Genomic DNA, 22291 nt, shown 5'->3' on the forward strand with positions numbered 1-22291 from the left:
TCATACTCTTCGAACCACGTTAGTTTTCTCTGTAACCTCAACGCTGTGCTTTGAGTAACCTTCGGCTATCCTCCTAGTTTGCTCTTTGATTTTTATTGAGTATCAGAATAAAATGAAGCAAGTTTACACATAACAAAACGCATATTACCAAGGTTTTTCTATTCCTGATAATATGCGTTTTTTGATTGTAAATATTTTTTATTCAACGTGGGTTGTTTGATTAGCAAAGGCGATAATGGCTTGCTTCAACTCATCTCCACTGAGAGTTTGGAACTCTTCAATTTTTTGATCGATGGCTTCTAGAGGCATGACATTAACCTTACCAACGAAAATCTTATCCATAACCTGATTGTCAACGAGTTCGGTTGATACCAAGAGTTCTTCGTAGAGTTTTTCACCTGGGCGGATTCCAACTTCAACGATTGGAATTTCACTTTCGGTGTGGCCACTTAGAAGGACCATTTTCTTGGCCAAGTCATAAATTTTGACTGGTTTGCCCATATCAAGGATAAAGACTTCTCCATCCTTGGCATAGGCACCGGCATGGATAACCAAACGGCTAGCCTCTGGAATGGTCATAAAGTAACGGGTCATGCGGAAATCTGTCACCGTTACAGGCCCACCTTCAGCAATCTGACGTTCAAAGACTGGAATCACACTACCACGGCTACCAAGTACATTCCCAAAACGAACTGCACAGTAGGTTGATTGGCTACGTTGGTTAAAGCCAGTGACAATCAACTCAGCCACGCGCTTGGTTGCTCCCATAACATTTGGTGGATTAACCGCCTTATCTGTCGAAATCATAACCATCTTAGGTACTTTAGCTTCATCAACAGCCTTAGCAACATTATAAGTTCCACGAATATTGTTTTTGAAGGCTTCTTTTGGATTGCGCTCCATCATAGGAACGTGCTTGTGGGCTGCCGCATGATAAACAATAGCTGGCTTGTATTGCTCAAAAACTTGCAAGAGACGGTCATAGTCTTGAATGTCCGCAATCACAGGTACATAATCAATTCCTTGGAACTTACGAATCAATTCATGATAAACGAGGTAGATTGAATTTTCCCCGTGACCGAGCAAGACGATGCGTTCAGGATTGAAGCGACTAACTTGGCGACAGATTTCAGAACCGATTGAGCCACCAGCACCTGTAACCAAGATTGTCTTACCTGTCAGTTCTGCGCCCAGACGCGATTCATCAAGACGAATTTCCTGACGGCCCAAAAGGTCTGTGATATCAATCTTCTGGAATCCTCCACCTGCTTGGTGAAGTCCCTGAACAACGGTTTCAACCTTAGGCATCTTGTAACATTTGACACCCAGCTTATTACACATCTGCAAGATACGTTCATATTCTGACGGGTCAAGCGACGGAATCGCAACGATGACACGCTCGATTTGATGGCGTTTGGCTAATTCAGGCAGATCATCATATGAACCCAAAACAGGGATTCCACCAAGTTTTTGTCCCTTTTTCTTCGCATCCTTATCCAAAATACCGACAAGTTCTAATTCACTAGTTGGATGTTGGTAACTATCCATAAAGAGAGCTCCACCATCACCGGCACCAATCAAGAAAGTCCGACGGTGTTCTCCATCACCACTTCCCTTTTTGCGTTTAGAGTAGATTAACTGCCAAGTAATCCGTGGTAATAAAATCAAGAAAGTACTCAACAAAATAAAGAGCACGATAAAACGGATAGAGAAGAGTGGCAAGAAGGCATAGCAGATACTATATGACAAGATACTGCTAGCAGTCACACCAAAAAAGATTTTCATGAAATCCGTAATCTTGCTGTAACGACTAATACTAGCGTTCAACCCCCAAAATCCAATCATCAATTGATAGAGCAGGAAGGCCAAACTCGTATAGATAATGTAGTCAACAGGTGCTGGATTAATCAGCCCATAAAATAAAATATAAGATACAATGATGGAAACCACCATACTCAAAATATCAAATATTCCCCAGAAAACCTGTTTTTGTTGTTTATTTAAAATTTCCACCAGATCAATCACATAATCTGTGAGTTTTTTATTCATAGAAATTTACTCCTCCTTAAAAGAGCCGAATAGTTATATTGTTATTATAACACTTTTTATCCAGTTTACGATTTGCTACAATCTTTTAATTGCTTTTTCGTAACAGTTTCATAAAAATAAACTGTCTGACAAATCCTGGACAAAGGGCAACCACCATCTGAATGGCAACACTCTTGGCGTACTCCAGGTAAGAAATTTGTCCTCGCTTCAGCATCCGTTGACGAGCTTGACGATAGAGTTTGAGGTAACGCAGCCCCCCACGACGCTCAAACATCCCTGCTCCAACACGAACCTTACACAAGATTTGATCCAGATTTCCAGTCTTAGCTCCTGCAGCAATCATATTGAGCCAGAGGAGGTCATCCTCCATATAAAGGCCATCCTCATAGTTGCCTGCCTTGAGAACCATGTCCTTCTTGAACATGACAGTCATGTGGTTAAAGGCACTTCTCATCCTTTGATAAGCTACAATATCTGCATGCTGGGTTGGAACACGACGGTAAGAAACAATCTCATCAGGATTGTCAATAAACTCTGCAATATGGCCACCTAATAGGTCAAGGTTTTTCTTCTCCATTAGCTGAACCTGTTTCTCAAAACGATCTGGAACTGCTATATCATCCGTATCCATACGAGCGATGATATCGTACTGACACTGCAAAACACCCTGTCGAAGAGCCAGACCCAAACCTTGATTCTGCTCAAGAGGATAGCGTTTCACTGGAATATCAGACTCAGCTTCAAGCTGGTCTAATACCTGATAGAGCTCAGGTGTCAAAGGCCCATCCTCAACCAGAACCAATTCGCTCGGTTTCAGGGTCTGATTTTGAACACTCTCAATAGCATCCTTTAAAAATGTCGGATTTTCCTTGATATAGACCGACATCAATACGCTGATTTTTTGCTTTTCAGACACAGTTTTTCTCCAATGTATAGATTTCCTTCCACTATTTTATCATAATTTTCAAGACTTTCCCATTTTTATCTTGAAAGCCAGAAACCTTACTTGACATTATAAGGAAAAAACCTTAAAATAAGCTGTTATTAAAATCAGCTAGAAGAGGTATTATATGAAAAAGCAATCACTCTTTTTTGTTCCAGGTATTATACTAATTGGTGTTTCCTTGCGAACTCCTTTTACTGTTTTACCCATTATTTTGGGAGATATTTCGCAAGGACTGGGAGTAGAAGTTAGTTCGCTTGGTGTACTGACCAGCCTTCCTCTCCTCATGTTTACCCTCTTCTCACTCTTTTCTACCCGACTGGCTCAGAAAATCGGCTTGGAGCATCTCTTCACCTACAGCCTTTTCTTCTTGACTATCGGTTCTCTAATTAGACTAATCAATCTGCCCCTGCTCTATCTAGGAACCTTGATGGTTGGAGCAAGTATCGCAGTCATCAATGTTCTGCTTCCTAGTCTTATCCAAGCCAATCAACCAAAGAAGATTGGTTTTCTGACCACCTTATATGTAACCTCTATGGGGATTGCAACGGCTCTGGCCTCCTATCTGGCTGTGCCCATTACACAAGCCAGTTCTTGGAAAGGACTTATCATCCTCCTAACCCTGCTCTGCCTAGCAACTTTTTTAGTATGGCTCCCAAATCACCGCTATAATCACAAACTGGCTCCGCAAACCAAACAAAAAAGCAAAGCAAAGGTCATGCATAATAAACAGGTCTGGGCAGTGATTGTCTTTGCAGGTTTTCAATCCTTGCTCTTTTACACCGCTATGACCTGGTTACCGACCATGGCTATCCATGCAGGCCTATCCAGTCACGAAGCTGGCTTGCTGACATCTATCTTCTCTCTGATTAGCATCCCTTTTTCAATGACCATCCCAAGCCTGACAACCAGCTTGTCAACTCGCAACCGTCAGCTCATGCTCACTCTGGTTTCACTAGCTGGTGTTGTCGGCATTTCCATGCTCTTTTTCCCAATCGGTAATTTCTTTTACTGGCTTGCCATCCATCTCCTCATCGGAACCGCAACCAGTGCCCTCTTCCCTTATCTCATGGTCAACTTTTCACTCAAGACAAGCGCCCCTGAAAAGACTGCACAATTGTCTGGTTTATCTCAAACAGGAGGCTATATCCTAGCAGCCTTTGGGCCAACCCTCTTTGGTTACAGTTTTGACCTTTTCCACTCTTGGGTACCAGCTGTAGCTGCCCTCTTGCTCGTCGATCTCCTGATGACTGCGGCCCTCTTTACAGTGGACAGAGCTGATAAAATCCTTTAATTTTGCTAAAATACTTCTCAGATATAAACAATAAATGTTGAAACAATTATATCGGTGATAGTGATGAACTGTAGAATCTCGCCCTTTGTAAAATAACTACCCGAGAATAATCAGGAGGTTGCCATGGCAATAGACGGAGTAAAGATTATAGACAGCGATGATGCTTACGATATTTATAACACCATAGTGGGAAGATATAAAAACGGCGAAAATATTGCTAAGATAATCGAAGATATTTTAAATGATGAAAATAATTTTTGTATAGATGATTTTTATACTGAGATTTATTGGACAGCCTTTGCCTACTCCTTGTGGAAGATTGGACATTTACCAGAAGACATAAAAAATAAAACTCTCAAAATCATCGCAAAAGGAGCGGATAAGTTCTGGCTTGAAATTGACAGCAAAGCATTGAAACAAAGACAGAAAGTACTTGATAAACTAGCTATTCAGCTACAAAGTATCAATCCGAAACCTCTTAAAGTTCCAAAGGCAAAAACAAAGAGGGAGCCGTACTTTAAGGTAGGAGATGTGCTTGTGGTTCAATTTGAAAATGAATACGGAGTCGGTTTTGTTTCAGATCTGGACCAAAGTCCGAGAAAAATAGAATATCACCTAGCCTTTACAAGGTTGCTACAAAAGAATAAGCCCACTATGACGGATTTTTTGAATAGCGAGATTGCTTGCAAGATGAATAATAGACAGTATGCTATTGATACTGACTGCTGGTTTAATCACAAGGATTTGGGGCTTTTACTAGATAAATTTGAGAAGATTGGTAAGGTCATATTAGAAGATTATGCTCTGTGGACTTTAGCACCTGCCTGCACCTTGGGTGATATCTATGAAGAAATCACAGCGACTAAGGGATCCCGAGGTCTTCGTTTTATGGAGACGTATAAATTGATAAAAGATTTGGAATAAATGAGGAAGATAAGGGTTTAGATGGGAAAGGAATCTGTTTCAAAGTATATCCTAGATTATACATCATGATTCTAACTTATCTTTAAAATATAAATTTCTGTGAAATAGCTGATGTTAATTCCTCTAAACTTCTAGTTTTTACTAGGAGTTTTTTATATATAAAAATTTTACACATTTCTCTTGACAGGGCTTTCATTTAGATGTACAATGTATGTGTAGAAAAATTATATATAAAAATCTTACACATTAGAAAAGGAGGTTTCCCATGTACTTTCCAACATCCTCTGCCTTGATTGAATTTCTCATCTTGGCCGTACTGGAGCAGGATGATTCTTATGGTTATGAGATTAGCCAGACCATTAAGCTTATCGCTAACATCAAAGAATCTACGCTCTATCCCATTCTCAAAAAATTGGAAGGCAATAGCTTTCTGACAACCTATTCTAGAGAGTTCCAAGGTCGCATGCGCAAATACTACTCCTTGACAAATGGTGGTATAGAACAGCTCGTGACCCTGAAAGATGAATGGGCACTCTATACAGACACCATTAATGGCATCATAGAAGGGAGTATCCGCCATGACAAGAACTGAATACCTGACTCAGCTAGAACTCTATCTCAAAAAACTGCCTCAGGCCGACCAAATCGAAGCCATGGACTATTTCAGAGAACTCTTTGACGATGCTGGAGTCGAAGGAGAAGAAGAACTCATCGCTAGCTTAGGAACTCCTAAGGAAGCAGCTCATGAAGTCCTCTCCAATCTCCTCGATAAAAAAATCAATGAGGCACCCGCTCAAAAGAATAACCGACAAATTTTGCATATCGCCTTGCTAGCTCTCCTTGCGGCACCCATCGGTATTCCTCTGGGAATCGCCATCCTCGTGTCCCTGTTCGCAATCCTTGTGGCAGCCTTGACTGTCATCTTGGCTTTCTTTGCGGTTTCCATACTTGGTATCATCGGCGGATTCCTATTTTTAGTTGAAAGTTTTACTGTCCTAGCCCAAGCTAAATCAGCCTTTATCTTGATTTTTGGTTCTGGTTTACTGGCTATCGGTGCTTCTTCACTAGTCTTACTAGGTATTTCCTATGTAGCCCGCTTCTTCGGCCTACTCATTGTTCGCCTGGTGCAATTTGTTCTTAAAAAAGGAAAGAGAGGTGACCAGCATGCGTAAATTGACAAAAGGATTTCTCATTTTTGGTGTGGTGACTACCGTTATCGGATTTATCCTGCTCTTTGTAGGCATCCAATCTGACGGAATCAAGAGCCTACTTGCCATGTCCAAGGAACCTGTCTATGATAGTCGGATGGAAGAGCTGACCTTTGGCAAGGAAGTCGAAAACCTAGAGATCACGCTCCACCAACACGCACTGATCATCACAGACTCTTTCGATGATCAAATCCACATTTCTTACCATCCATCTATTTCTGCTAACCATGATCTTATCACAAATCAAAACGATAAAACGCTGAGCCTCACTGATAAGAAACTGTCTGAAAGTCCATTTCTCTCTTCTGGAATTGGCGGGATTCTCCATATCGCAAGTAGCTACTCTCGTCGTTTTGAAGAAGTTATTCTCCAACTTCCAAAAGGGAGAACTCTAAAAGGAATCAACGTGTCAGCCAATCGTGGACAAACTAGTATCACTAATGCTAGTCTTGAAAATGCGACCATCAATACCAATAATGGCTATCTCCTCCGAATTGAAGGAAGTCGTATCAAAAACAGTAAACTCACAACCCCTAATATCATTAATATCTTTGATACAGACCTTACAGATAGTCAGCTAGAGTCAACAGAGAATCACTTCCACGCTGAAAAAATCCAAGTACATGGTAAGGTGGAATTGGTAGCAAAAACAAACCTAAATCTGCTACTTTCCGAAGAAGAAAAACAAAGAATCAACTTAGATCTTTCAACAAAACATGGTTCTATTCTTCATTTTTTAAGAGAAGGAAGGCGTTCGTTTAAAAACGAAGAAAACAAAGATGAACGATTAAGCAATCCTTATAAGACAGAAAAAGCAGATGCAAAAGATCAACTCATCGCCAGAGCAGACCAGGATATCTATCTACTCAAATCAGAGGAACACGAGTCTTCTTCTAGAAATCGTTGACAAAAGCGCTTACATTTGCTACTATGAAAGCATATTTATCTAACTAAAAAGGAGGTTCTACCATGAAACAAGAATGGTTTGAAAGTAATGATTTTGTAAAAACAACAAGCAAGAACAAACCTGAAGAGCAAGCTCAAGAGGTTGCAGACAAGGCTGAAGAAACGATAGCCGATCTCGATACACCAATTGAAAAAAATACTCAAGTAGAGGAGGAAGTCTCTCAAGCTAAAGTCGAACTTGAAAATCAGCAAGAAGAGAAAATTGAAACGCCTGAAGACAGTGAATCGATAACAGAAATAGAAGAAAAGAAGGCATTAGATTCTACTGAAGAAGAGCAAGATCTTTCTGGGGAAACAGAAAAAGTCACTATAGCTGAAGAGAGTCAAGAAGCACTTCCTCAGCAAAAACCAACCACGAAAGAGCCCCTTCTTATCAGTCAATCCTTAGAAAGTCCCTATATCCCCGACCAAGCTCCAAAATCTACGGATAGATGGAAAGAGCAAGCGCTTGATTTTTGGTCTTGGCTAGTGGAGGCTCTCAAATCTCCAACAAGCAAGCTTGAAACAAGTAGCACACACAGCTACACAGCCTTTCTCTTGCTCATTCTGTTTTCTGCATCTTCCTTTTTCTTTAGTATCTACCACATCAAACATGCTTACTATGGACATATAGCAACTATGCATAATCACTTCCCTGAACAATTTGCTTCATTGAATCTCTTTTCGATTATCTCTATCCTAGTAGCAACAACACTCTTCTTCTTTTCATTCCTCTTGGGTAGTTTCGTCGTGAGACGATTTATCTACCAAGAAAAGGACTGGACGCTAGAAAAGGTTGTCCAACAATATAGTCAACTCTTAGCAATTCCAATCTTCCTCACTGCTATTGCTAGTTTCTTTGCCTTCTTTGACAGCCTGCGATTTACGGCTCTCTTGTGTGTGATTAGCATTGGAATCATTCTGCTTGCCAGTCTCCATATCATTACAAGACCAAGTCAAGCAAGTGAAACCGACTCCTTCTATCAATTATTCTTGTCTGTCCTTGTGAACGGAGTCATTATCCTCCTCTTCTTTGTAGCTGAAGTGGCACTGATTGGGGATTATCTTCGTATCTTAGCCTTTCTTTAAGATTCAATCCTGTCATCCATGGCAGGATTTTTCTATACCAAAAAGCAAGTCGATTGACCTGCTTCTGATTTACTCTTCTTGTGCTAATGCTTTAAAATCTTTGTCCTAGGATGGGTTTTATTCCTAGAGTTCAGTAGTATGATAACGTTGCTATGAAGTTCGTTATTCCAAATATTATGCAAACTAGTTATATGTAAAATTAAGATTAGAAACCACCAATCTCCATTTATTAACTTTTAATGAAATTCGTCCATATTAATAACTTTACCTGCTCTAGCAATAACATCCTTATCATGAGTCACGACAATAACAATCTTTTCCTCGTTCACTAATTTCTCAACCTCATTTAGAAATAATTCAGTTGAGTTTCTGTCCAAATTTCCTGTAGGCTCATCAAATAGATAGATGTCCTTTTCTTGCGATAAACTCCTCATGAGTAGAATTTTTTGTTTCTGACCTTGCGAAATATTGGTGGCTTTCCCATCAATCTGATGACTTAGAGCTATATTGAGATTCAGACTATCAAGATTATTTGATTCATAGTTTTCCTTATTAAATAGAGTGAAATTAATATTTTTTGAAACACTTCCAGGGAATACATGAAATTCAGATGAATACACGCTTAAATAATCTAAAATATTAGTCTCCTCTAAAGTAGAAAAACTTTCCATTCCATTCAGTACAATATCACCCTCTGTTGGAGAAGATAATCCCTGAATAATATTCAAAAGAGATGATTTCCCAGTTCCATTCCCGCCTGTAATAACGGTTAATTCACCACTATTGAACTCAAAATTTAATTTAGTAAACACCAATCTTTCATCCCATTTTTTACATAAATTCCGGCATGACAATTGTTCAATTTTAGATACTGGAATGGTAGCAAGATTACTTTCCATCCCTACTTCCTCTAGTCCAATAAACTCAAAGGAATATTGACTTTTTTTCAATGCTACCCAAGATGTAATTAAAGAATTTAAAATGCTGGATAACAGTAATAAAATCAAAATACTATTTGTATACTCCGATATATGTGCGTAATCTCTAATAATATTTACAGTAGCAAGCAAAAATGAACCAGTTAAACCAATAAATATCTGCGTAGAAGCTAATAATCTATTGGTAATATGTGTACTATCTAGTTTCGTTCCCAATAGTTCATTGAGTCTTTCATCAAATTCTTTGATGAAGTCGCTAGATTTTTGGAAACTTATAATATCTTGCAAACCATAAATTGTATTTTCTACCAGAGAACTAAAGTTAGAACTATTAGCAATAAATTCTCGCTGATTTTTTACAACTTTTCGTATTTCAAAATTGACATATAAACCAAGAATAGCTATAGATACGCATGTAACTGCGAAAATAATAATATTCAATTTTAATAGCAATAACAGTAGCAAACAAAACACTAAAAGCTGTACCTTTAAGTAAAATTTTTGCATAATACCTGTTGCTGATAACAATAAATTCCAAAAATAACTACTCACATACTCATAATTTTTAGTTAAAGAAAAATCATTTAATTGGTTCTTATAAAAAGAGGACAGAATATCATTTAAAAAATTATTCTCAATCTTTCCTTTTAATCTCGTTTCTAATATAGAGAACTGCCAATACAAATATGAAGCTAATATTATTGAAGCTAGGGTAAATAGTTGAATACTAAACTGAATGTTAAGTAGACCAGACATTGTTATTTGTAGTAAAAAAGCAATAGCAATAGGTAAACTAATTTTAGCTAATCCCAAGAAAAAGATTGCCAATTTTCTCTTCCAACCAAGTGAAGCTAGAAATCTATGATATAACTTATCTGCATAGCTTATCGTAACAATATCTTTTCTATCTTCTGAATTAACATTCTCATTCTTTTGAGGAATTAAAACAATTCCTACACTCTGACTAAAAAGTTCTAATCTTGAAATTTTCTCAATTTCCTCATTTGCAGGATCAGAAACAATCAATGAACTACTGTCTCCATCCAACACGACGATATAATGAGGCAAGCTAGCTCTTTCTACTACTAGTAAATAAGGAAATGATACGTTGTTTAACAAACTAGGAGTCTCAATTTGATAAGAATCCGCATCAATACCATAGCTTTTTAGTATATCTTCTATATCAAACAAAGACAGTCCTTGGTGGTTATTGTTATCAAATTGTAGACTATCTAAATGTTCTAATTTTGGGAAATAGTAAGAAATGATTGTCTTTACACAAGCCATTCCACAATCCAGCAAAGTTGCTTGTTTATAGTGACTAACCATTATTTTCTCCTTTTTCAACACTTATCTTACTATAACCATCAACTTCAATGACGCTATTCGAAGTTTGATTTGTCGTAGGAACCTTTAAAACTTCTCCTGTATTATTTGTATGCAAAGTATAGATTCCATCAAAATCTTTAGGAACTGTAATAGATACATCGCCAACAAGAGTATCTACAAAAATTTTTTCGAAAGTTGCATTTTTCCCTAAGGAAATGGTTACATATAACTTGTCTTTCCCTTGTGAACTCAAAGCCAAATTAAAGCCATGTTGTGAAAATGGAATATATAGACTATCTGAACTCATTTTAACGTTTTTAGTTATGTTATTCACTGATTCTTCGGAAACTTTTCCTTCTATTTGAACACTTGTTTCATCTGATTCACTCTTGACAACTTTAACATCAATTGCTTGCTTTGAACCATAAAACTCTAACGTTTTAATACTTTTAGAAGAAAGAGCCCACGATTGTTTTACACTGATTGTCGTCTCTCCTCGTTTTAAGGTTAATAAAATTCCAGCCACTACAAACAGTAACAACAGCCCAATTACAATTCCTATTTTTTTCATCATTAGTACTCCTACTTAAATTCTTTTTTACTGAATACAACAAACGCAAGTACAATCACTGCTATACTTACCAATATAGGATAGCCTACATTCGTAAGGGTAAATTGACTTACTCCAGGGGAAGTTTTCAAATTTAAAGTCATTAATAAATAGTCTCTCACACTCTCACCAGAGTTTGGAAGGACATAAACCAATAGGTTATCAAACAGTAAAATATAGAGTATATAAATCATACATGATTCATAAACCTTATCAAATATTTGAAAAATTAATAATGAGATACTGATAATAACCAAATAGTATGGTAGTTGATGTAAAAATGTCGAAACAATCAACACCAAGTCTCCCTCCAAATAGACGAGGGCTGTTAAACTATAAAAAATAGTTACATATAGGAAAGACAAACAAAAGGCTCCCAAAGTTTTATATAAAAATAACTTCCAACGTTGTTTTTCTTTTGTGAGGAGAATGTTAATCGTACGGAAACTATAATCTTCCCCCCAGAAAAATAAATTAGTAGAGATAAAAAGCAAAGGAATAAAACCACTCACATTTGAAATCAATACTCGAAATGCTGGTTCATCTTCATTCGATGACTTAAAAAATAAGGAGAATAACAAAATCAATAATCCTATCAACAAACTAGGAAGTACTCCTCTTTTTTCCCAGTAAAATTTATACATATCTGCTTTAAGAGAATTCATGACTCTCCTCCTTTCTTAAATCATCAGATAATATTATGCAAATAGTAGTCCTCAAAGCGTTCTTTCTTAATATAAATATCCTGTATCACTAGATTTGACACGACACTATATTCCAAGATAGCCATTAATTTTTCCTTTTCTGGCACAACCAGATAGTCATCCTGCTCAAAATGAACAATGCCCTCTTCTTTTAAAAACGTTTTTAGAATCTGATTATTACTCGTCTTAAGGAAGAGCTTTTCTGACAAATCATTTGCTAGCTCTTTTGAACTCATCACATTTAGAATCTTTCCTTTTTTCATGATGATATACTTATCTGTTATAAATTCCAATTCTGACAGAATATGGCTCGAGATTAAAAAAGTAACTCCTAACTGATCCCGTAAATTCAAAATCATTTTTCTTAAATCTGAAATCCCTTGAGGATCTAAACCATTCACTGGTTCATCTAAGATAATAAGCTCTGGATTATCCAAAAGCGCAATTGCTATCGATAGTCTTTGCTTCATTCCAAGGGAATAGTTTTTTACTTTTCGATCCCATGACGGTTCCGGCAAGTGAACCAATTCCAACATTTTTGTGATATCTGTCTTTAAACCAAATCTTGTTTTATAATATTGCAGGTGTTGACGTCCAGTCAAGTTTGGATAGAGGGCAGGTGATTCGATAATACTACCAATCTTATGCTGCGAAACACTCTCAATTTCTCCCTTATCAGCTTGAATTAGTCCTAGAAGAATTCTCATTAAGGTTGTCTTTCCTGCACCATTTTCACCGATAAGACCACATATTTCCCCTTGCTCAATATCAAAGGAAATATTATGTAAAACCTGTTCTTTCCCATATGTTTTATCAATATTTTTAAGACTTAAAATCACACGATTCATAGTTTCTCTCCGTTCATTATATTAAAAAGTCTCTGACAAGGAATGAACCCTGCCAGAGATTTTTAGATTACGTTAACTCCAGCAGAAGAACCCAATACCTGTGAGCATTCCATAAATACCGAGTGGTGAAACAGCACAAAATTGACCTGCCACAATGTGTTTTTTATGTTTATTACTTAGTTTTTTCATTACTTAACCCTCCTTTTAATCCCAACAAAATATACCTACTCCATATCGAAGACCTATAATACAAAAGCGACCTGCTACAATGTGCTGTTTATTTTTGTTACTTAGTTTTTTCACTACTTCATCCTCCTATTTAATCCCAACAAAATATGCCTACTCCATATCGAAGACCTATAATACAAAAGCGACCTGCTACAATGTGTCTTTTGACACGTCCAGTTAGTTTTCTCATCAGAAAACCCTCCTTTTAAAAAATTTTTTATAATAACCAAATGAGATTCTCATTTCAGTCATTTATTAACTGTTTTAAATCTTTAGACAAGATTTCTTCGCTTCCTTGTTCTACATAAATTTGTTTCACTATCCCATCTTTATCCACTATAAATATTGTTGGAATAGCTTTTACATCAAAAAACTTAAAAGCTTGTAAATCTTGATCTATATAAACTGGAAAGGTAAAACCCTGATTCCTTAAAAATTGATGAGAGGTTTCAAGTGTTTCACGTTCCCCATCAACTATATCCACCATAAAGAAATCAACTTTATCTTGGTATTTATCATAAAGGCGCTGAATGATTGGGAGCTCTTTTTGGCAATCAGGACACCAACTAGCCCAGAATACCACAACCTTTGGTCTAAACTTATAATCTGATAGTTGAACCTGTGCTCCCTCATTAGAGGTTAACAATGCATTCTTGAATGTTGTATTTTTAGTTTTTGAAATATATTGGTTTATTTCCTCCTCTTTTTTTAAGAGGAGCTCTTGCGCTGTTTCTTCTTGATGATGAGATTCCTGGTTTTGATAGTAAAATCCTGCTAAAAATAAAGATGCTATCACAAGAAGAACCATTGTCTCTACAACATGTTTTTTTGACATCATGGATTGTCCTCCACTTCTGAAATTCTAAAACTTTCGATAATAGATAATTCTTCTGGTAAGATTAAAACTCGCTCTTCGCCTGCATCTAAAATAGCTAAACGGAATGGTTCCTTATTCAACTCTATTTGTACCAACTTTTGCTCCGTCGTGTTATTTCGAAACAGCAAACTGTGGCGAGTTTGTGTAAACGTCTCTAGCGAGATACTAAAATCTTCCATTTCTATCTCCTATCCAGAAAACCAAAAACTAAGACTTAAGAATACTTCAAATCCAAACATGCTTCTTTCCTCCTTATCTCTTGTTCTTTATGATCATAGTATAGCGCTTTCAAAAATAAAAAAACATGACAAAAATGTCATGTTAGCTCTCCATTTCCTCAAAAGTTTTTAAATCTTTTTCTTTTTCTCCCAATATACGCGCTTCTAATACTTGGTCTCCAAATGCTTGAGCACAAATAATAGCTCTATCGTATAAGCGGATGGCTTTTTCCTTATCCCGTTTATGAAATAAGGTACACATAGCTTCAAGCATATCAACAATTGGCTTGTTTTGAAAATCCTGCGATAAAATCATCAGCCTGTTCATCGCCTTAACATAAGGCTCAAAAGTGGAGTAAGATTTTTCCATCCATTGAACAGCTAAAGAATCAAGCACTGTTCTCTTTAACATATAAGCTGTCTCTAAATCGGATGAATTTGTTTCTCTTATAAGTTTTTTAGAAAGCATCCAAAACAGTTCATGATGATACCCAATCGGTCTTGCTAAACACGAAACAAAGTACAATTTTATCAGAAGCAAATCATTCACCGAATAGTTTTTCCTTATCTTTACTTGTTCAAAATATTCATCCAGCAAAGCATCGCCAAAACCTGCATCTTCACTTACAAAGACATCAAAACTAGCTTGTAAGGCACTAACTGCAATCTGCTCATCCTCAGGTAGACTGTCATAATAGTGTTCGTAAACTCTTTCAAACAACTCTTCCTTAACTTGGATTCTATCATCATCTCCATAAGTTTGAAACTTAATGAGTTTATCCTTTAATATCAAGTACTCGGAGGGTAAAATCATATGATCCATATCTACTATATGTGAAATTGAACAGCCTAGTTTGTAAGCTATATACTCTACCTTGGATAAACTCGGGGAAGACTGGCCTGATTCAATCCGTGCTAATTGGCGCACCGTTATCTCAGTTTCATCATCACAAAGAGTTTCACGAGTGATATGTTTCATCTCTCGCAACATTCGGATTCTTTTACCTACTTCCTTCTTGATATCCATCTTAAAATCTCCTGATAATTAGTTACCGAATAATATTATATTTTTTATATTATGCTGTTTTTTATTGAACTAAGCAATTCTTAAAATTTTATATTACAAAACTTAACAAGACTAAACCATATTTCGCACGCTAAATAGCAATTGACCTGCTTCTGCTTTACTTTTCTTGTGCTAATGCTTTAAAATCTTTGTCTAAGATGGGTTGCACTTCTAATTGATTGGCATCTAGTTGGTGGTAAGATGCTGATGGTAGTGACTCTAGGAATTTTGCATAGTCTAAGCGGACAATGGCTTCATAGTCTTCTGGTTTAGAGCCGTCTCCTGTGATTTGAACCAAGTCAATCTCCCACTGCACTTCCTTATCCACCAATTGCTCAATATAGGCAGTAGGAACAAATGGTTCTCTCGGTAATACTGTCTTGACTCCTTGAGCCAGATGGTAAACACCGTGCACTTGGCCTTCTCCATCCTGATAGAAGGAAACTCTTGCAAAGTAGGCATCTGTCTCTTGAACCGCACGTACACGCGCTTCAAACTGAGCCAAGCCATTTTCCTCTAAAAAGCTTTTCAAGTCCTCATGACCAAAGAAAACAGGATTAAAAATTCCTTGGCAAATCGTAAAACGGGCTGCAGCGTCTGTCAGATGGGCTTGAATACTTGCTTGGAAATAAGCTTCAAAATCAAAGCCATTTAGCCCTTCAATCTCAGTTCCTGTGTAAGCAAGCAGAGCATCTAAAAATGCTTTGATAATCTGCCAGTCTGTCTTCGTTAGTAGATCAGGAAGATCAACACGGTAAGCCTTTTGACCATCATCATAACTGACTTTAAAAAGAAATTGTGATTGCCCCACTATCGCACACTCGATATACTCGAGATGGTTAAGAGGCTGACGGAGATAGACAGCATCATAGCTATGTGACTCCAAACCATCTACCAAGGCCAAGACGGACTTGGCAGTCAAAATCTCTTGTTCTCCTAAAATGCTCTGTTTATTTGGAATAAAAAATGTTTTCGTCATAACTAGACTCCTTTGAAATCGTTTACATATAGTATACCTTATTTTCCTGAAAGATACAGAAACAAACTTTAGATTTTTGAGTAAAAAGCATAGAAAAACAGCCCCTAAGGACTGTTTAATCTTATACAGTAGCTGCTTGATCCAAGTTTTCACCGATAGCGGCTAGGCGCTCGACAACTTCAGCTTGTGTCAATTCATTTTCTGAAACATAGCGGTTACGTGGGTGAACACGGCACTCGTGTGAGCAGCCACGAAGGTACTTATCTTCATTTTCTTCTGATGTCAAGATACGACGATTACAGAATGGATTTCCACAGTTGACATAACGTTCACATGGTGTTCCATCAAACCAGTCTTTCCCTACGATGGTTGGGTTGACATGGTTTACATCTACGGCGATACGCTCGTCAAAGACGTACATTTTCCCATCCCAAAGCTCTCCTTGGACTTCTGGGTCTTTACCGTAAGTTGCGATTCCTCCGTGCAATTGGCCAACATCTTTGTAGCCTTCACGAACCATCCAGCCTGAGAATTTCTCACAGCGAACCCCACCTGTACAGTAAACCACGACACGCTTGTCCATGAATTTTTCTTTGTTATCACGAACCCACTGTGGCAACTCACGGAAGTTGCGGATATCTGGACGGATAGCCCCACGGAAATGTCCTAGGTCGTACTCATAATCGTTACGTGTGTCAAGGACAACTGTATCTTCGTCAAGAAGGGCTTCTTTGAACTCTTTTGGAGACAAGTAAGCACCTGTTGTTTCAAGTGGGTTGATGTCGTTGTCAAAGTCGTTGTCTTCCAAACCAAGGTGGACAATTTCTTTCTTGTAGCGAACAAACATCTTCTTGAAGGCTTGTTCATTCTCTTCGTCAATCTTGAACCAGAGGTCTTCCATGCCTGGGAGGCTGTGAACGTAGTCCATGTATTTTTGAGTTGTTTCGTAGTCACCTGAAACTGTTCCGTTAATTCCTTCGTCAGCAACTAGGATACGACCTTTAAGGCCGATTGATTTACAGAAAGCCAAGTGGTCTGCAGCAAATTGCTCTGCATTTTCAATTGGAGTATAAAGGTAGTAAAGTAAGACACGAATATCTTTTGCCATAAGATTTGTTCTCTTTTCTATTCTTAAATTTTCAGAATTTTTCATCTAACTATACTAGTATACCTGCTTGAGAAAACGAATGCAATTTATTTGACTGGAAATTGTAGAAAGGTGCTTATCCCTGCACTTCATCAGTAACCATAGCGAATAGCAGATAATTCTCTCAATTTTTTGATCTGCCTAGCTTGACTTTCTGACAAACTTAGCTTGTTATCAATCAATACGCGCGCAAGGTCAACGTTCATTTGACTCAAAATAAATGGAGTAGAGGTCCCATCGTCCTCTAATCGTCTTTTATAACTCACTAACTGATTTTTCAAAGGAGCAAGTTGAGGCGTATTGTTTATACCTTCCAGTAGGTTATCTATGATCGTCATGGCTTCACAACGCCTTTCACTGCCTCCGGCAAACCATTTTAATGGTGTCATTCTTATTTCCCTCCTTAAATTGAAAAACTATCATTCCTAACTCTCGCGTCAGTATTTACCCAAACACCCTCTGTAAAAAAGTCAGCAAAAATGGTAATGTCGCGAAAATATTATTAATCACATGCACCGCATAGGAAGGATAAATGCTCTTAGTATAGCGGGTCAAACTAGCAAAGATGATGCCAGATGTTGCAAAGACGAAGATATCTAACAAACTAGGCAGGCTTGAAAAATGAGGAAGAGCAAATAAAATTGACGGAAGAAGCAAATCAAGGCCAAATCTCGAATGCTTAAAAAAGGCGTGTTGCAGTAATCCTCTATAGATTAGCTCTTCCATAAGTGGAGTCAGAAAGAACAAAGTTATATAGATACCTAGCTCAGCAAAGTTGGTCCCACTATAACCGATCAATACAGCCCAACCTTCAGCAGTTGACTGAACATGTTTAGCTGTCTGAACGTTAAAAGAGATCTGGAGCACTACCACCAATACTGTCAAAATCGAATACCAAAGCCATTTTTTTCTTGGAATGAGAAAGAGATAACCATGGCCTGTCTTAACCAGAATCCAAATCATGACTCCGCTAAATAGTAAACTCAAGAGATTTTGAATCCAGACGAAATTGCCAATCTGGGAAGAAAATTGCCAATAATTTTGGACGATAAGCGTCAGCTGAGAAAGACCAAATACGAAAAATAAGTAAGAGAAGACTGCACTTATTTTGAATAGAAGTTGATACTTTTTCATGTGAACCCTCCTTTGTAAACTTGGAACATCTCTAATATAAGCTATAATTTCCTAAATCCTTACTCTAAATCCTAAATGGTGCTTAAGATTTCCTGAATGGTTACAATAAGGGAAATGAGAAAACAGGAATATCTATGTCTTTATTTCAAAAAATCACTGCCTCCCCCAGATAAGCCTGAGGAAAACAGTGATTCAGTTTTTAGGAATTAGGAATGAATACACGAAATCAATTGATCTTATGATTTTTTGTTTTTCAAGAATTCATCGTATTGTTTTTGCATTTCATTCAATACTTTATCGTAGGCACCTTCAGATTTCAATTTTTCCATCAATTCTGGAATAGCTTTGTCTGGGTCTACAGTACCAGTGTTGATAGCTGTATCGAATTGTTGCATTGTGTTAGAGATTGCTGAGATTTCAGATTTCACATTGTCAGTGTTAAAGATGAATCCAAGCGCTGGAGATTCTTTAGCTTCTGCCAATTGTTTCTTAGAATCTGCAATTTGTTGATCTGTAACGTTTTCGTTGATGTAAAGAATCCAGTTGTTACCCGTATTCCATCCACCCATGTGAGTGTTTCCTTTGTATCCTTCAAGGACGCGAACACGGTTTTCTTTACCTTCAATTTTCTCCCAGTTCTTGCCTTCTGGACCGTAAACAAGACCGTTCAAGAGTTCTGCGTTAGTGTTCAAGAGATTCAACACTTCCATTGATTTTTCTTTGTTCTTAGAGTTGTTTGAGATGACAAAGTTAGCAACTTGTATTGTTTGGTTTTTCTTGATAAAGTTAGTGATTGGTTTGATTTGGATATCTTTGTTAGCAACACGTGAAAGCAAGCTGTTACCGTAGTCAGCTGGTCCTACTGTTTCTTCACGAACGAACCAAGTATCTTGTTGAAGGTCAAATGAAGTATCGCTTGTTGCTACATCTTTTGGAATGTATCCAGCTTCATAGAATTTGTGAAGAGTCTTCAAGTGTTCTTTAAAGCGAGGCACTTCGTAACGGTTTACGATCTTAGTAGTGTCGCCTTCAAGGTCGATAACGAATGGAAGTCCATTTGGAACTGGGTAGTCAAAGTTATCAGATGGGATGAAGTTCTTAGTAACCGCAAATGGCACTACATCCGGAGCTTTTTCTTTGATTTGTTTCAAGACTGGTTCAAGTGTTTCATATGAAGTGACACCTGAAATATCGATACCGTATTTAGCAAGAAGAGTTCCGTTGAAGGCGAAGTTTTGAGATGACGCAACGTTGGCTGCAACTGGAACTGCGTAAATTTTACCGTTTACAGTATTACCTTTGATGTAAGCTGGGTCAAGTGCTTTGTAAAGTTCTGCCCCTTCTTTCTTATACAAATCAGTCAAGTCAGCATAGGCACCTTTTTGAGCATTTACAACATAGTTATCTGCAAATGCGATATCATAGTTTTCACCTGATGATGTGATAACTGACATTTTCTTACCGTAGTCACCCCATCCAAGATATTGGATATCCAATTTAGCACCAACTTTTTCACCGATGATTTTGTTAGCATTTTCTAGCAATTCATCCAAGTTATCTGGTTTGTCACCGATTTGGTACATTTTGATAACAGTTTTTTCACCTGAAGCTGAGTCAGCAGCTTTTTTGTTACCTGAAAGGTTTCCACAAGCAGCGAGACCAGCAGCCAAAGCGACTACGCTAGCAGATGCAAAAGCATATTTTTTCCAGTTTTTCATGACAAAAACTCCTTTTTTTATTTTTAAACTTATAAACAATGTAATGATCTTAACTTCACGCAAGGGAAGTTTGGAAACGAGAAATGATTTTTCTCAACAAGTACTATTCTTTCACACCACCGATAGTCAAACCTTTTACAAAGTAGCGTTGGAAGAATGGATACAAGATTGCGATTGGAAGGGTTGCAACTACAACCATGGCCATACGACCTGTTTCTTTTGGAAGAGCAACTCCCAGTTGACCAGATAGGCCGACTGCTTTGGCGATATAGTCCATATTTTGCTGGATTTGCATGAGCAAATATTGCAATGGGTACAAGTTGTCACTCTTGATGTAAAGAAGGGCGTTGAACCAGTCATTCCAGAAACCAAGTGCTGTCAAGAGCGTGATGGTTGCGATACCTGGTAGTGACAATGGCAAACAGATTTGGAAGAAGATCCGAGCCTCACTAGCACCATCGATACGAGCGGATTCTAGAATAGCTTCTGGAATGGTCTTCTTGAAGAAGGAACGCATCAAGATGATGTTAAATGGTGAGAGAAGCATTGGAACAATCAAGGCCCAAACTGTATCACCAAGTTGAAGTAAACGAGTGACCACGATATAGCCTGGTACCAAACCAGCGTTGAACAACATACTAAGAAGGGCAAAAATCGTAAAGAATCTGCGATACTTAAAGGTTGTCCGTGAGATGGCGTAGGCATAAGTTGTTGTGATAAAAACGTTTGTGATAGTCCCCACCACTGTTACAAAAACTGAGATGAAGAGGGCTTGGAGAATTTTATCCTTAAATTGTGCCAAGAACTCAAAACCGTCTAATCCAAATTGAGATGGGAAGAAGCTATATCCATTTTGGAGGATACTCTTTTCATCTGTCACAGAGATAACAATAACAAATATGAAGGGTAGGATACAAGAGAGGGCAACCAAACCAGAAATGGTACTAAAGAAGATATCTGCTTTCTTACTGAAGGAGTGAATGCCGACATTATCAATTTTTTCTTTTTTAATTTTCTTTTCTGCCATATTCTCCTCCTTTCTAGAACAAGGCTGAGTTTGGATCAACTCGTCTTGCAAGTAAGTTTGATAGGATAACCAGAATCAAGCCGACAACTGATTGGTAGAGACCTGCCGCTGAAGCCATCCCGATATCCGCTGTCTGAGTCAAACCATTATAAACATATACGTCCAAGACGTTGGTTACGTTATAAAGCTGACCAGCATTGTGGGGGATTTGGTAGAAAAGACCGAAGTCTGCACGGAAGATATTTCCGACTGCAAGGATGGTCAATACAGTTACCAATGGTGTCAACTGTGGAATAGTTACATTGCGAATTCGTTGCCATTTGCTAGCCCCGTCCACTGTTGCTGCTTCGTAGTAGGTTGGATCAATTCCCATGATTGTCGCATAGTACATGACACTGCTATATCCAAAACCTTTCCAAATACCTAGGAAAAGTAGGAGATATGGCCAGATACCCAAGTCAGCGTAGAAATTGATTTCCTTCATCCCGATAGATTCTAGGAAATGGTTGAAGACCCCTTTGTCAATGTTTAGGAAGGCATCTGTAAAGAAACTGATGATAACCCAAGACAAGAAGTAAGGGAACAACATGGAAGTTTGGAAGATCTTAACCATTCTCTTAGAACGGAGTTCACTTAGGATGATAGCAATCCCTACAGATACAATCAAACCGATAAAGATAAAGCCGAGATTGTAGAGGACAGTATTTCGAGTGATGATAAAGGCGTCTTTTGAACTAAACAAGAATCTGAAATTATCGAGTCCGACCCATTTACTATTCACGATACTATCTATAAATCCATTACTGGTCATGTGGTAGTCTTTAAAGGCAACCACGTTCCCAAATACTGGAATGTAGAAGAATAGAATCAACCAGAGTGCCCCTGGCAAAACCATCAAGAGAAAGATCCAGTTGTCTCTCAAGGTTTTTGAAAACTTATTCATAATTTCCTCCCCTTTTTATTTTGATATCCATCTAAAAATTCCTTTTTAGACTTTTGATAACGATTACATTATT

General features: G+C 37.8%; 22 protein-coding genes. 6 read left to right on the top strand and 16 right to left on the bottom strand.

The window, feature by feature from the left end:
• Window positions 1–198: 198 nt before the first annotated feature.
• Together N8N51_RS01160 and N8N51_RS01165 are read right to left on the bottom strand one after the other, a co-directional pair.
• Window positions 199–2049 carry a polysaccharide biosynthesis protein gene (locus tag N8N51_RS01160; RefSeq protein ID WP_261103383.1) on the bottom strand — a complete coding sequence of 617 codons (1851 nt, stop codon included), beginning with the start codon at window positions 2047–2049 and terminating at the stop codon, window positions 199–201.
• Between the two features lie 85 nt (window positions 2050–2134).
• The gene (locus N8N51_RS01165) at window positions 2135–2965 is read right to left on the bottom strand and encodes a glycosyltransferase (protein ID WP_261103384.1); all 831 of its coding nucleotides are present in this window, start codon (window positions 2963–2965) and stop codon (window positions 2135–2137) included.
• Between the two features lie 154 nt (window positions 2966–3119).
• Here N8N51_RS01165 and N8N51_RS01170 point away from each other — a divergent pair, with 154 nt between their 5' ends.
• From N8N51_RS01170 to N8N51_RS01195, 6 genes are all read left to right on the top strand, one after another.
• The gene (locus tag N8N51_RS01170) at window positions 3120–4286 is read left to right on the top strand and encodes a CynX/NimT family MFS transporter (protein WP_261103385.1); all 1167 of its coding nucleotides are present in this window, start codon (window positions 3120–3122) and stop codon (window positions 4284–4286) included.
• Between the two features lie 123 nt (window positions 4287–4409).
• Window positions 4410–5210 carry a hypothetical protein gene (locus N8N51_RS01175; RefSeq protein ID WP_261103386.1) on the top strand — a complete coding sequence of 267 codons (801 nt, stop codon included), beginning with the start codon at window positions 4410–4412 and terminating at the stop codon, window positions 5208–5210.
• A 265-nt stretch (window positions 5211–5475) separates the two neighbouring features.
• Window positions 5476–5802: a PadR family transcriptional regulator gene (locus tag N8N51_RS01180; protein ID WP_000273858.1), complete on the top strand. Its 327-nt coding sequence runs from the start codon at window positions 5476–5478 to the stop codon at window positions 5800–5802.
• Window positions 5789–6382 (top strand): DUF1700 domain-containing protein, encoded by a 594-nt coding sequence (locus N8N51_RS01185; RefSeq protein WP_000198700.1) that lies wholly within the window; start codon window positions 5789–5791, stop codon window positions 6380–6382. The genes N8N51_RS01180 and N8N51_RS01185 overlap by 14 nt, the downstream gene beginning before the upstream one ends.
• Window positions 6375–7325 (top strand): DUF4097 domain-containing protein, encoded by a 951-nt coding sequence (locus N8N51_RS01190; protein ID WP_261103387.1) that lies wholly within the window; start codon window positions 6375–6377, stop codon window positions 7323–7325. The genes N8N51_RS01185 and N8N51_RS01190 overlap by 8 nt, the downstream gene beginning before the upstream one ends.
• Window positions 7326–7387: 62 nt before the next feature.
• On the top strand, window positions 7388–8452 hold the full coding sequence (locus N8N51_RS01195; RefSeq protein WP_261103388.1) for a DUF6574 domain-containing protein: 1065 nt from the start codon (window positions 7388–7390) through the stop codon (window positions 8450–8452).
• Between the two features lie 236 nt (window positions 8453–8688).
• Here the strand turns inward: N8N51_RS01195 and N8N51_RS01200 are convergent, their stop codons facing one another.
• The 14 genes from N8N51_RS01200 to N8N51_RS01265 all read right to left on the bottom strand — a co-directional run bounded on the left by N8N51_RS01200 (window position 8689) and on the right by N8N51_RS01265 (window position 22218).
• Window positions 8689–10719, bottom strand: a complete 2031-nt coding sequence (locus N8N51_RS01200; RefSeq protein WP_084887745.1) for an ATP-binding cassette domain-containing protein — start codon at window positions 10717–10719, stop codon at window positions 8689–8691.
• Entirely contained in the window at window positions 10712–11293 is a 582-nt protein-coding gene (locus N8N51_RS01205) for a hypothetical protein (protein ID WP_020902116.1), read from the bottom strand. The genes N8N51_RS01200 and N8N51_RS01205 overlap by 8 nt, the downstream gene beginning before the upstream one ends.
• 8 nt (window positions 11294–11301) lie before the next feature.
• The gene (locus N8N51_RS01210) at window positions 11302–11994 is read right to left on the bottom strand and encodes a hypothetical protein (RefSeq protein ID WP_020902117.1); all 693 of its coding nucleotides are present in this window, start codon (window positions 11992–11994) and stop codon (window positions 11302–11304) included.
• Between the two features lie 23 nt (window positions 11995–12017).
• On the bottom strand, window positions 12018–12881 hold the full coding sequence (locus N8N51_RS01215) for an ATP-binding cassette domain-containing protein (protein WP_020902118.1): 864 nt from the start codon (window positions 12879–12881) through the stop codon (window positions 12018–12020).
• Window positions 12882–13353: 472 nt separating this feature from the next.
• Window positions 13354–13947 (bottom strand): TlpA family protein disulfide reductase, encoded by a 594-nt coding sequence (locus N8N51_RS01220; protein WP_033682461.1) that lies wholly within the window; start codon window positions 13945–13947, stop codon window positions 13354–13356.
• Window positions 13944–14165 carry a hypothetical protein gene (locus N8N51_RS01225; protein ID WP_000389381.1) on the bottom strand — a complete coding sequence of 74 codons (222 nt, stop codon included), beginning with the start codon at window positions 14163–14165 and terminating at the stop codon, window positions 13944–13946. Before N8N51_RS01225 ends, N8N51_RS01220 begins: the two co-directional genes overlap by 4 nt.
• A gap of 142 nt (window positions 14166–14307) precedes the next feature.
• Window positions 14308–15231 carry a helix-turn-helix domain-containing protein gene (locus N8N51_RS01230; protein ID WP_020902121.1) on the bottom strand — a complete coding sequence of 308 codons (924 nt, stop codon included), beginning with the start codon at window positions 15229–15231 and terminating at the stop codon, window positions 14308–14310.
• Between the two features lie 157 nt (window positions 15232–15388).
• Window positions 15389–16249: a DUF4299 family protein gene (locus tag N8N51_RS01235; protein ID WP_261103389.1), complete on the bottom strand. Its 861-nt coding sequence runs from the start codon at window positions 16247–16249 to the stop codon at window positions 15389–15391.
• Between the two features lie 121 nt (window positions 16250–16370).
• Window positions 16371–17357 carry an oxygen-dependent tRNA uridine(34) hydroxylase TrhO gene (gene trhO / locus N8N51_RS01240; protein WP_125452302.1) on the bottom strand — a complete coding sequence of 329 codons (987 nt, stop codon included), beginning with the start codon at window positions 17355–17357 and terminating at the stop codon, window positions 16371–16373.
• Between the two features lie 131 nt (window positions 17358–17488).
• Entirely contained in the window at window positions 17489–17785 is a 297-nt protein-coding gene (locus tag N8N51_RS01245; protein ID WP_045605217.1) for a bacteriocin immunity protein, read from the bottom strand.
• A gap of 55 nt (window positions 17786–17840) precedes the next feature.
• Window positions 17841–18530 (bottom strand): CPBP family intramembrane glutamic endopeptidase, encoded by a 690-nt coding sequence (locus N8N51_RS01250; RefSeq protein ID WP_261103390.1) that lies wholly within the window; start codon window positions 18528–18530, stop codon window positions 17841–17843.
• Between the two features lie 236 nt (window positions 18531–18766).
• Window positions 18767–20248, bottom strand: a complete 1482-nt coding sequence (locus N8N51_RS01255; RefSeq protein ID WP_261103392.1) for an ABC transporter substrate-binding protein — start codon at window positions 20246–20248, stop codon at window positions 18767–18769.
• A 103-nt stretch (window positions 20249–20351) separates the two neighbouring features.
• The gene (locus N8N51_RS01260; protein WP_049488630.1) at window positions 20352–21275 is read right to left on the bottom strand and encodes a carbohydrate ABC transporter permease; all 924 of its coding nucleotides are present in this window, start codon (window positions 21273–21275) and stop codon (window positions 20352–20354) included.
• A gap of 13 nt (window positions 21276–21288) precedes the next feature.
• Window positions 21289–22218 carry an ABC transporter permease gene (locus N8N51_RS01265; RefSeq protein ID WP_001032152.1) on the bottom strand — a complete coding sequence of 310 codons (930 nt, stop codon included), beginning with the start codon at window positions 22216–22218 and terminating at the stop codon, window positions 21289–21291.
• Window positions 22219–22291: the final 73 nt, after the last annotated feature.

The sequence above is a fragment of the Streptococcus mitis genome (assembly GCF_946188685.1).
Classification (GTDB): Bacteria; Bacillota; Bacilli; order Lactobacillales; family Streptococcaceae; genus Streptococcus; species Streptococcus mitis_CC.

What these genes read in the sequence shown, in the direction of transcription:
- N8N51_RS01160 (WP_261103383.1), bottom strand. Translation starts at nt 2,049, where the DNA reads ATGAATAAAAAACTCACAGATTATGTGATTGATCTGGTGGAAATTTTA.
- N8N51_RS01170 (WP_261103385.1), top strand. Translation starts at nt 3,120, where the DNA reads ATGAAAAAGCAATCACTCTTTTTTGTTCCAGGTATTATACTAATTGGT.
- N8N51_RS01175 (WP_261103386.1), top strand. Translation starts at nt 4,410, where the DNA reads ATGGCAATAGACGGAGTAAAGATTATAGACAGCGATGATGCTTACGAT.
- N8N51_RS01180 (WP_000273858.1), top strand. Translation starts at nt 5,476, where the DNA reads ATGTACTTTCCAACATCCTCTGCCTTGATTGAATTTCTCATCTTGGCC.
- N8N51_RS01185 (WP_000198700.1), top strand. Translation starts at nt 5,789, where the DNA reads ATGACAAGAACTGAATACCTGACTCAGCTAGAACTCTATCTCAAAAAA.
- N8N51_RS01190 (WP_261103387.1), top strand. Translation starts at nt 6,375, where the DNA reads ATGCGTAAATTGACAAAAGGATTTCTCATTTTTGGTGTGGTGACTACC.
- N8N51_RS01195 (WP_261103388.1), top strand. Translation starts at nt 7,388, where the DNA reads ATGAAACAAGAATGGTTTGAAAGTAATGATTTTGTAAAAACAACAAGC.
- N8N51_RS01200 (WP_084887745.1), bottom strand. Translation starts at nt 10,719, where the DNA reads ATGGTTAGTCACTATAAACAAGCAACTTTGCTGGATTGTGGAATGGCT.
- N8N51_RS01205 (WP_020902116.1), bottom strand. Translation starts at nt 11,293, where the DNA reads ATGATGAAAAAAATAGGAATTGTAATTGGGCTGTTGTTACTGTTTGTA.
- N8N51_RS01210 (WP_020902117.1), bottom strand. Translation starts at nt 11,994, where the DNA reads ATGAATTCTCTTAAAGCAGATATGTATAAATTTTACTGGGAAAAAAGA.
- N8N51_RS01215 (WP_020902118.1), bottom strand. Translation starts at nt 12,881, where the DNA reads ATGAATCGTGTGATTTTAAGTCTTAAAAATATTGATAAAACATATGGG.
- N8N51_RS01220 (WP_033682461.1), bottom strand. Translation starts at nt 13,947, where the DNA reads ATGATGTCAAAAAAACATGTTGTAGAGACAATGGTTCTTCTTGTGATA.
- N8N51_RS01225 (WP_000389381.1), bottom strand. Translation starts at nt 14,165, where the DNA reads ATGGAAGATTTTAGTATCTCGCTAGAGACGTTTACACAAACTCGCCAC.
- N8N51_RS01230 (WP_020902121.1), bottom strand. Translation starts at nt 15,231, where the DNA reads ATGGATATCAAGAAGGAAGTAGGTAAAAGAATCCGAATGTTGCGAGAG.
- N8N51_RS01235 (WP_261103389.1), bottom strand. Translation starts at nt 16,249, where the DNA reads ATGACGAAAACATTTTTTATTCCAAATAAACAGAGCATTTTAGGAGAA.
- trhO (WP_125452302.1), bottom strand. Translation starts at nt 17,357, where the DNA reads ATGGCAAAAGATATTCGTGTCTTACTTTACTACCTTTATACTCCAATT.
- N8N51_RS01245 (WP_045605217.1), bottom strand. Translation starts at nt 17,785, where the DNA reads ATGACACCATTAAAATGGTTTGCCGGAGGCAGTGAAAGGCGTTGTGAA.
- N8N51_RS01250 (WP_261103390.1), bottom strand. Translation starts at nt 18,530, where the DNA reads ATGAAAAAGTATCAACTTCTATTCAAAATAAGTGCAGTCTTCTCTTAC.
- N8N51_RS01255 (WP_261103392.1), bottom strand. Translation starts at nt 20,248, where the DNA reads ATGAAAAACTGGAAAAAATATGCTTTTGCATCTGCTAGCGTAGTCGCT.
- N8N51_RS01260 (WP_049488630.1), bottom strand. Translation starts at nt 21,275, where the DNA reads ATGGCAGAAAAGAAAATTAAAAAAGAAAAAATTGATAATGTCGGCATT.
- N8N51_RS01265 (WP_001032152.1), bottom strand. Translation starts at nt 22,218, where the DNA reads ATGAATAAGTTTTCAAAAACCTTGAGAGACAACTGGATCTTTCTCTTG.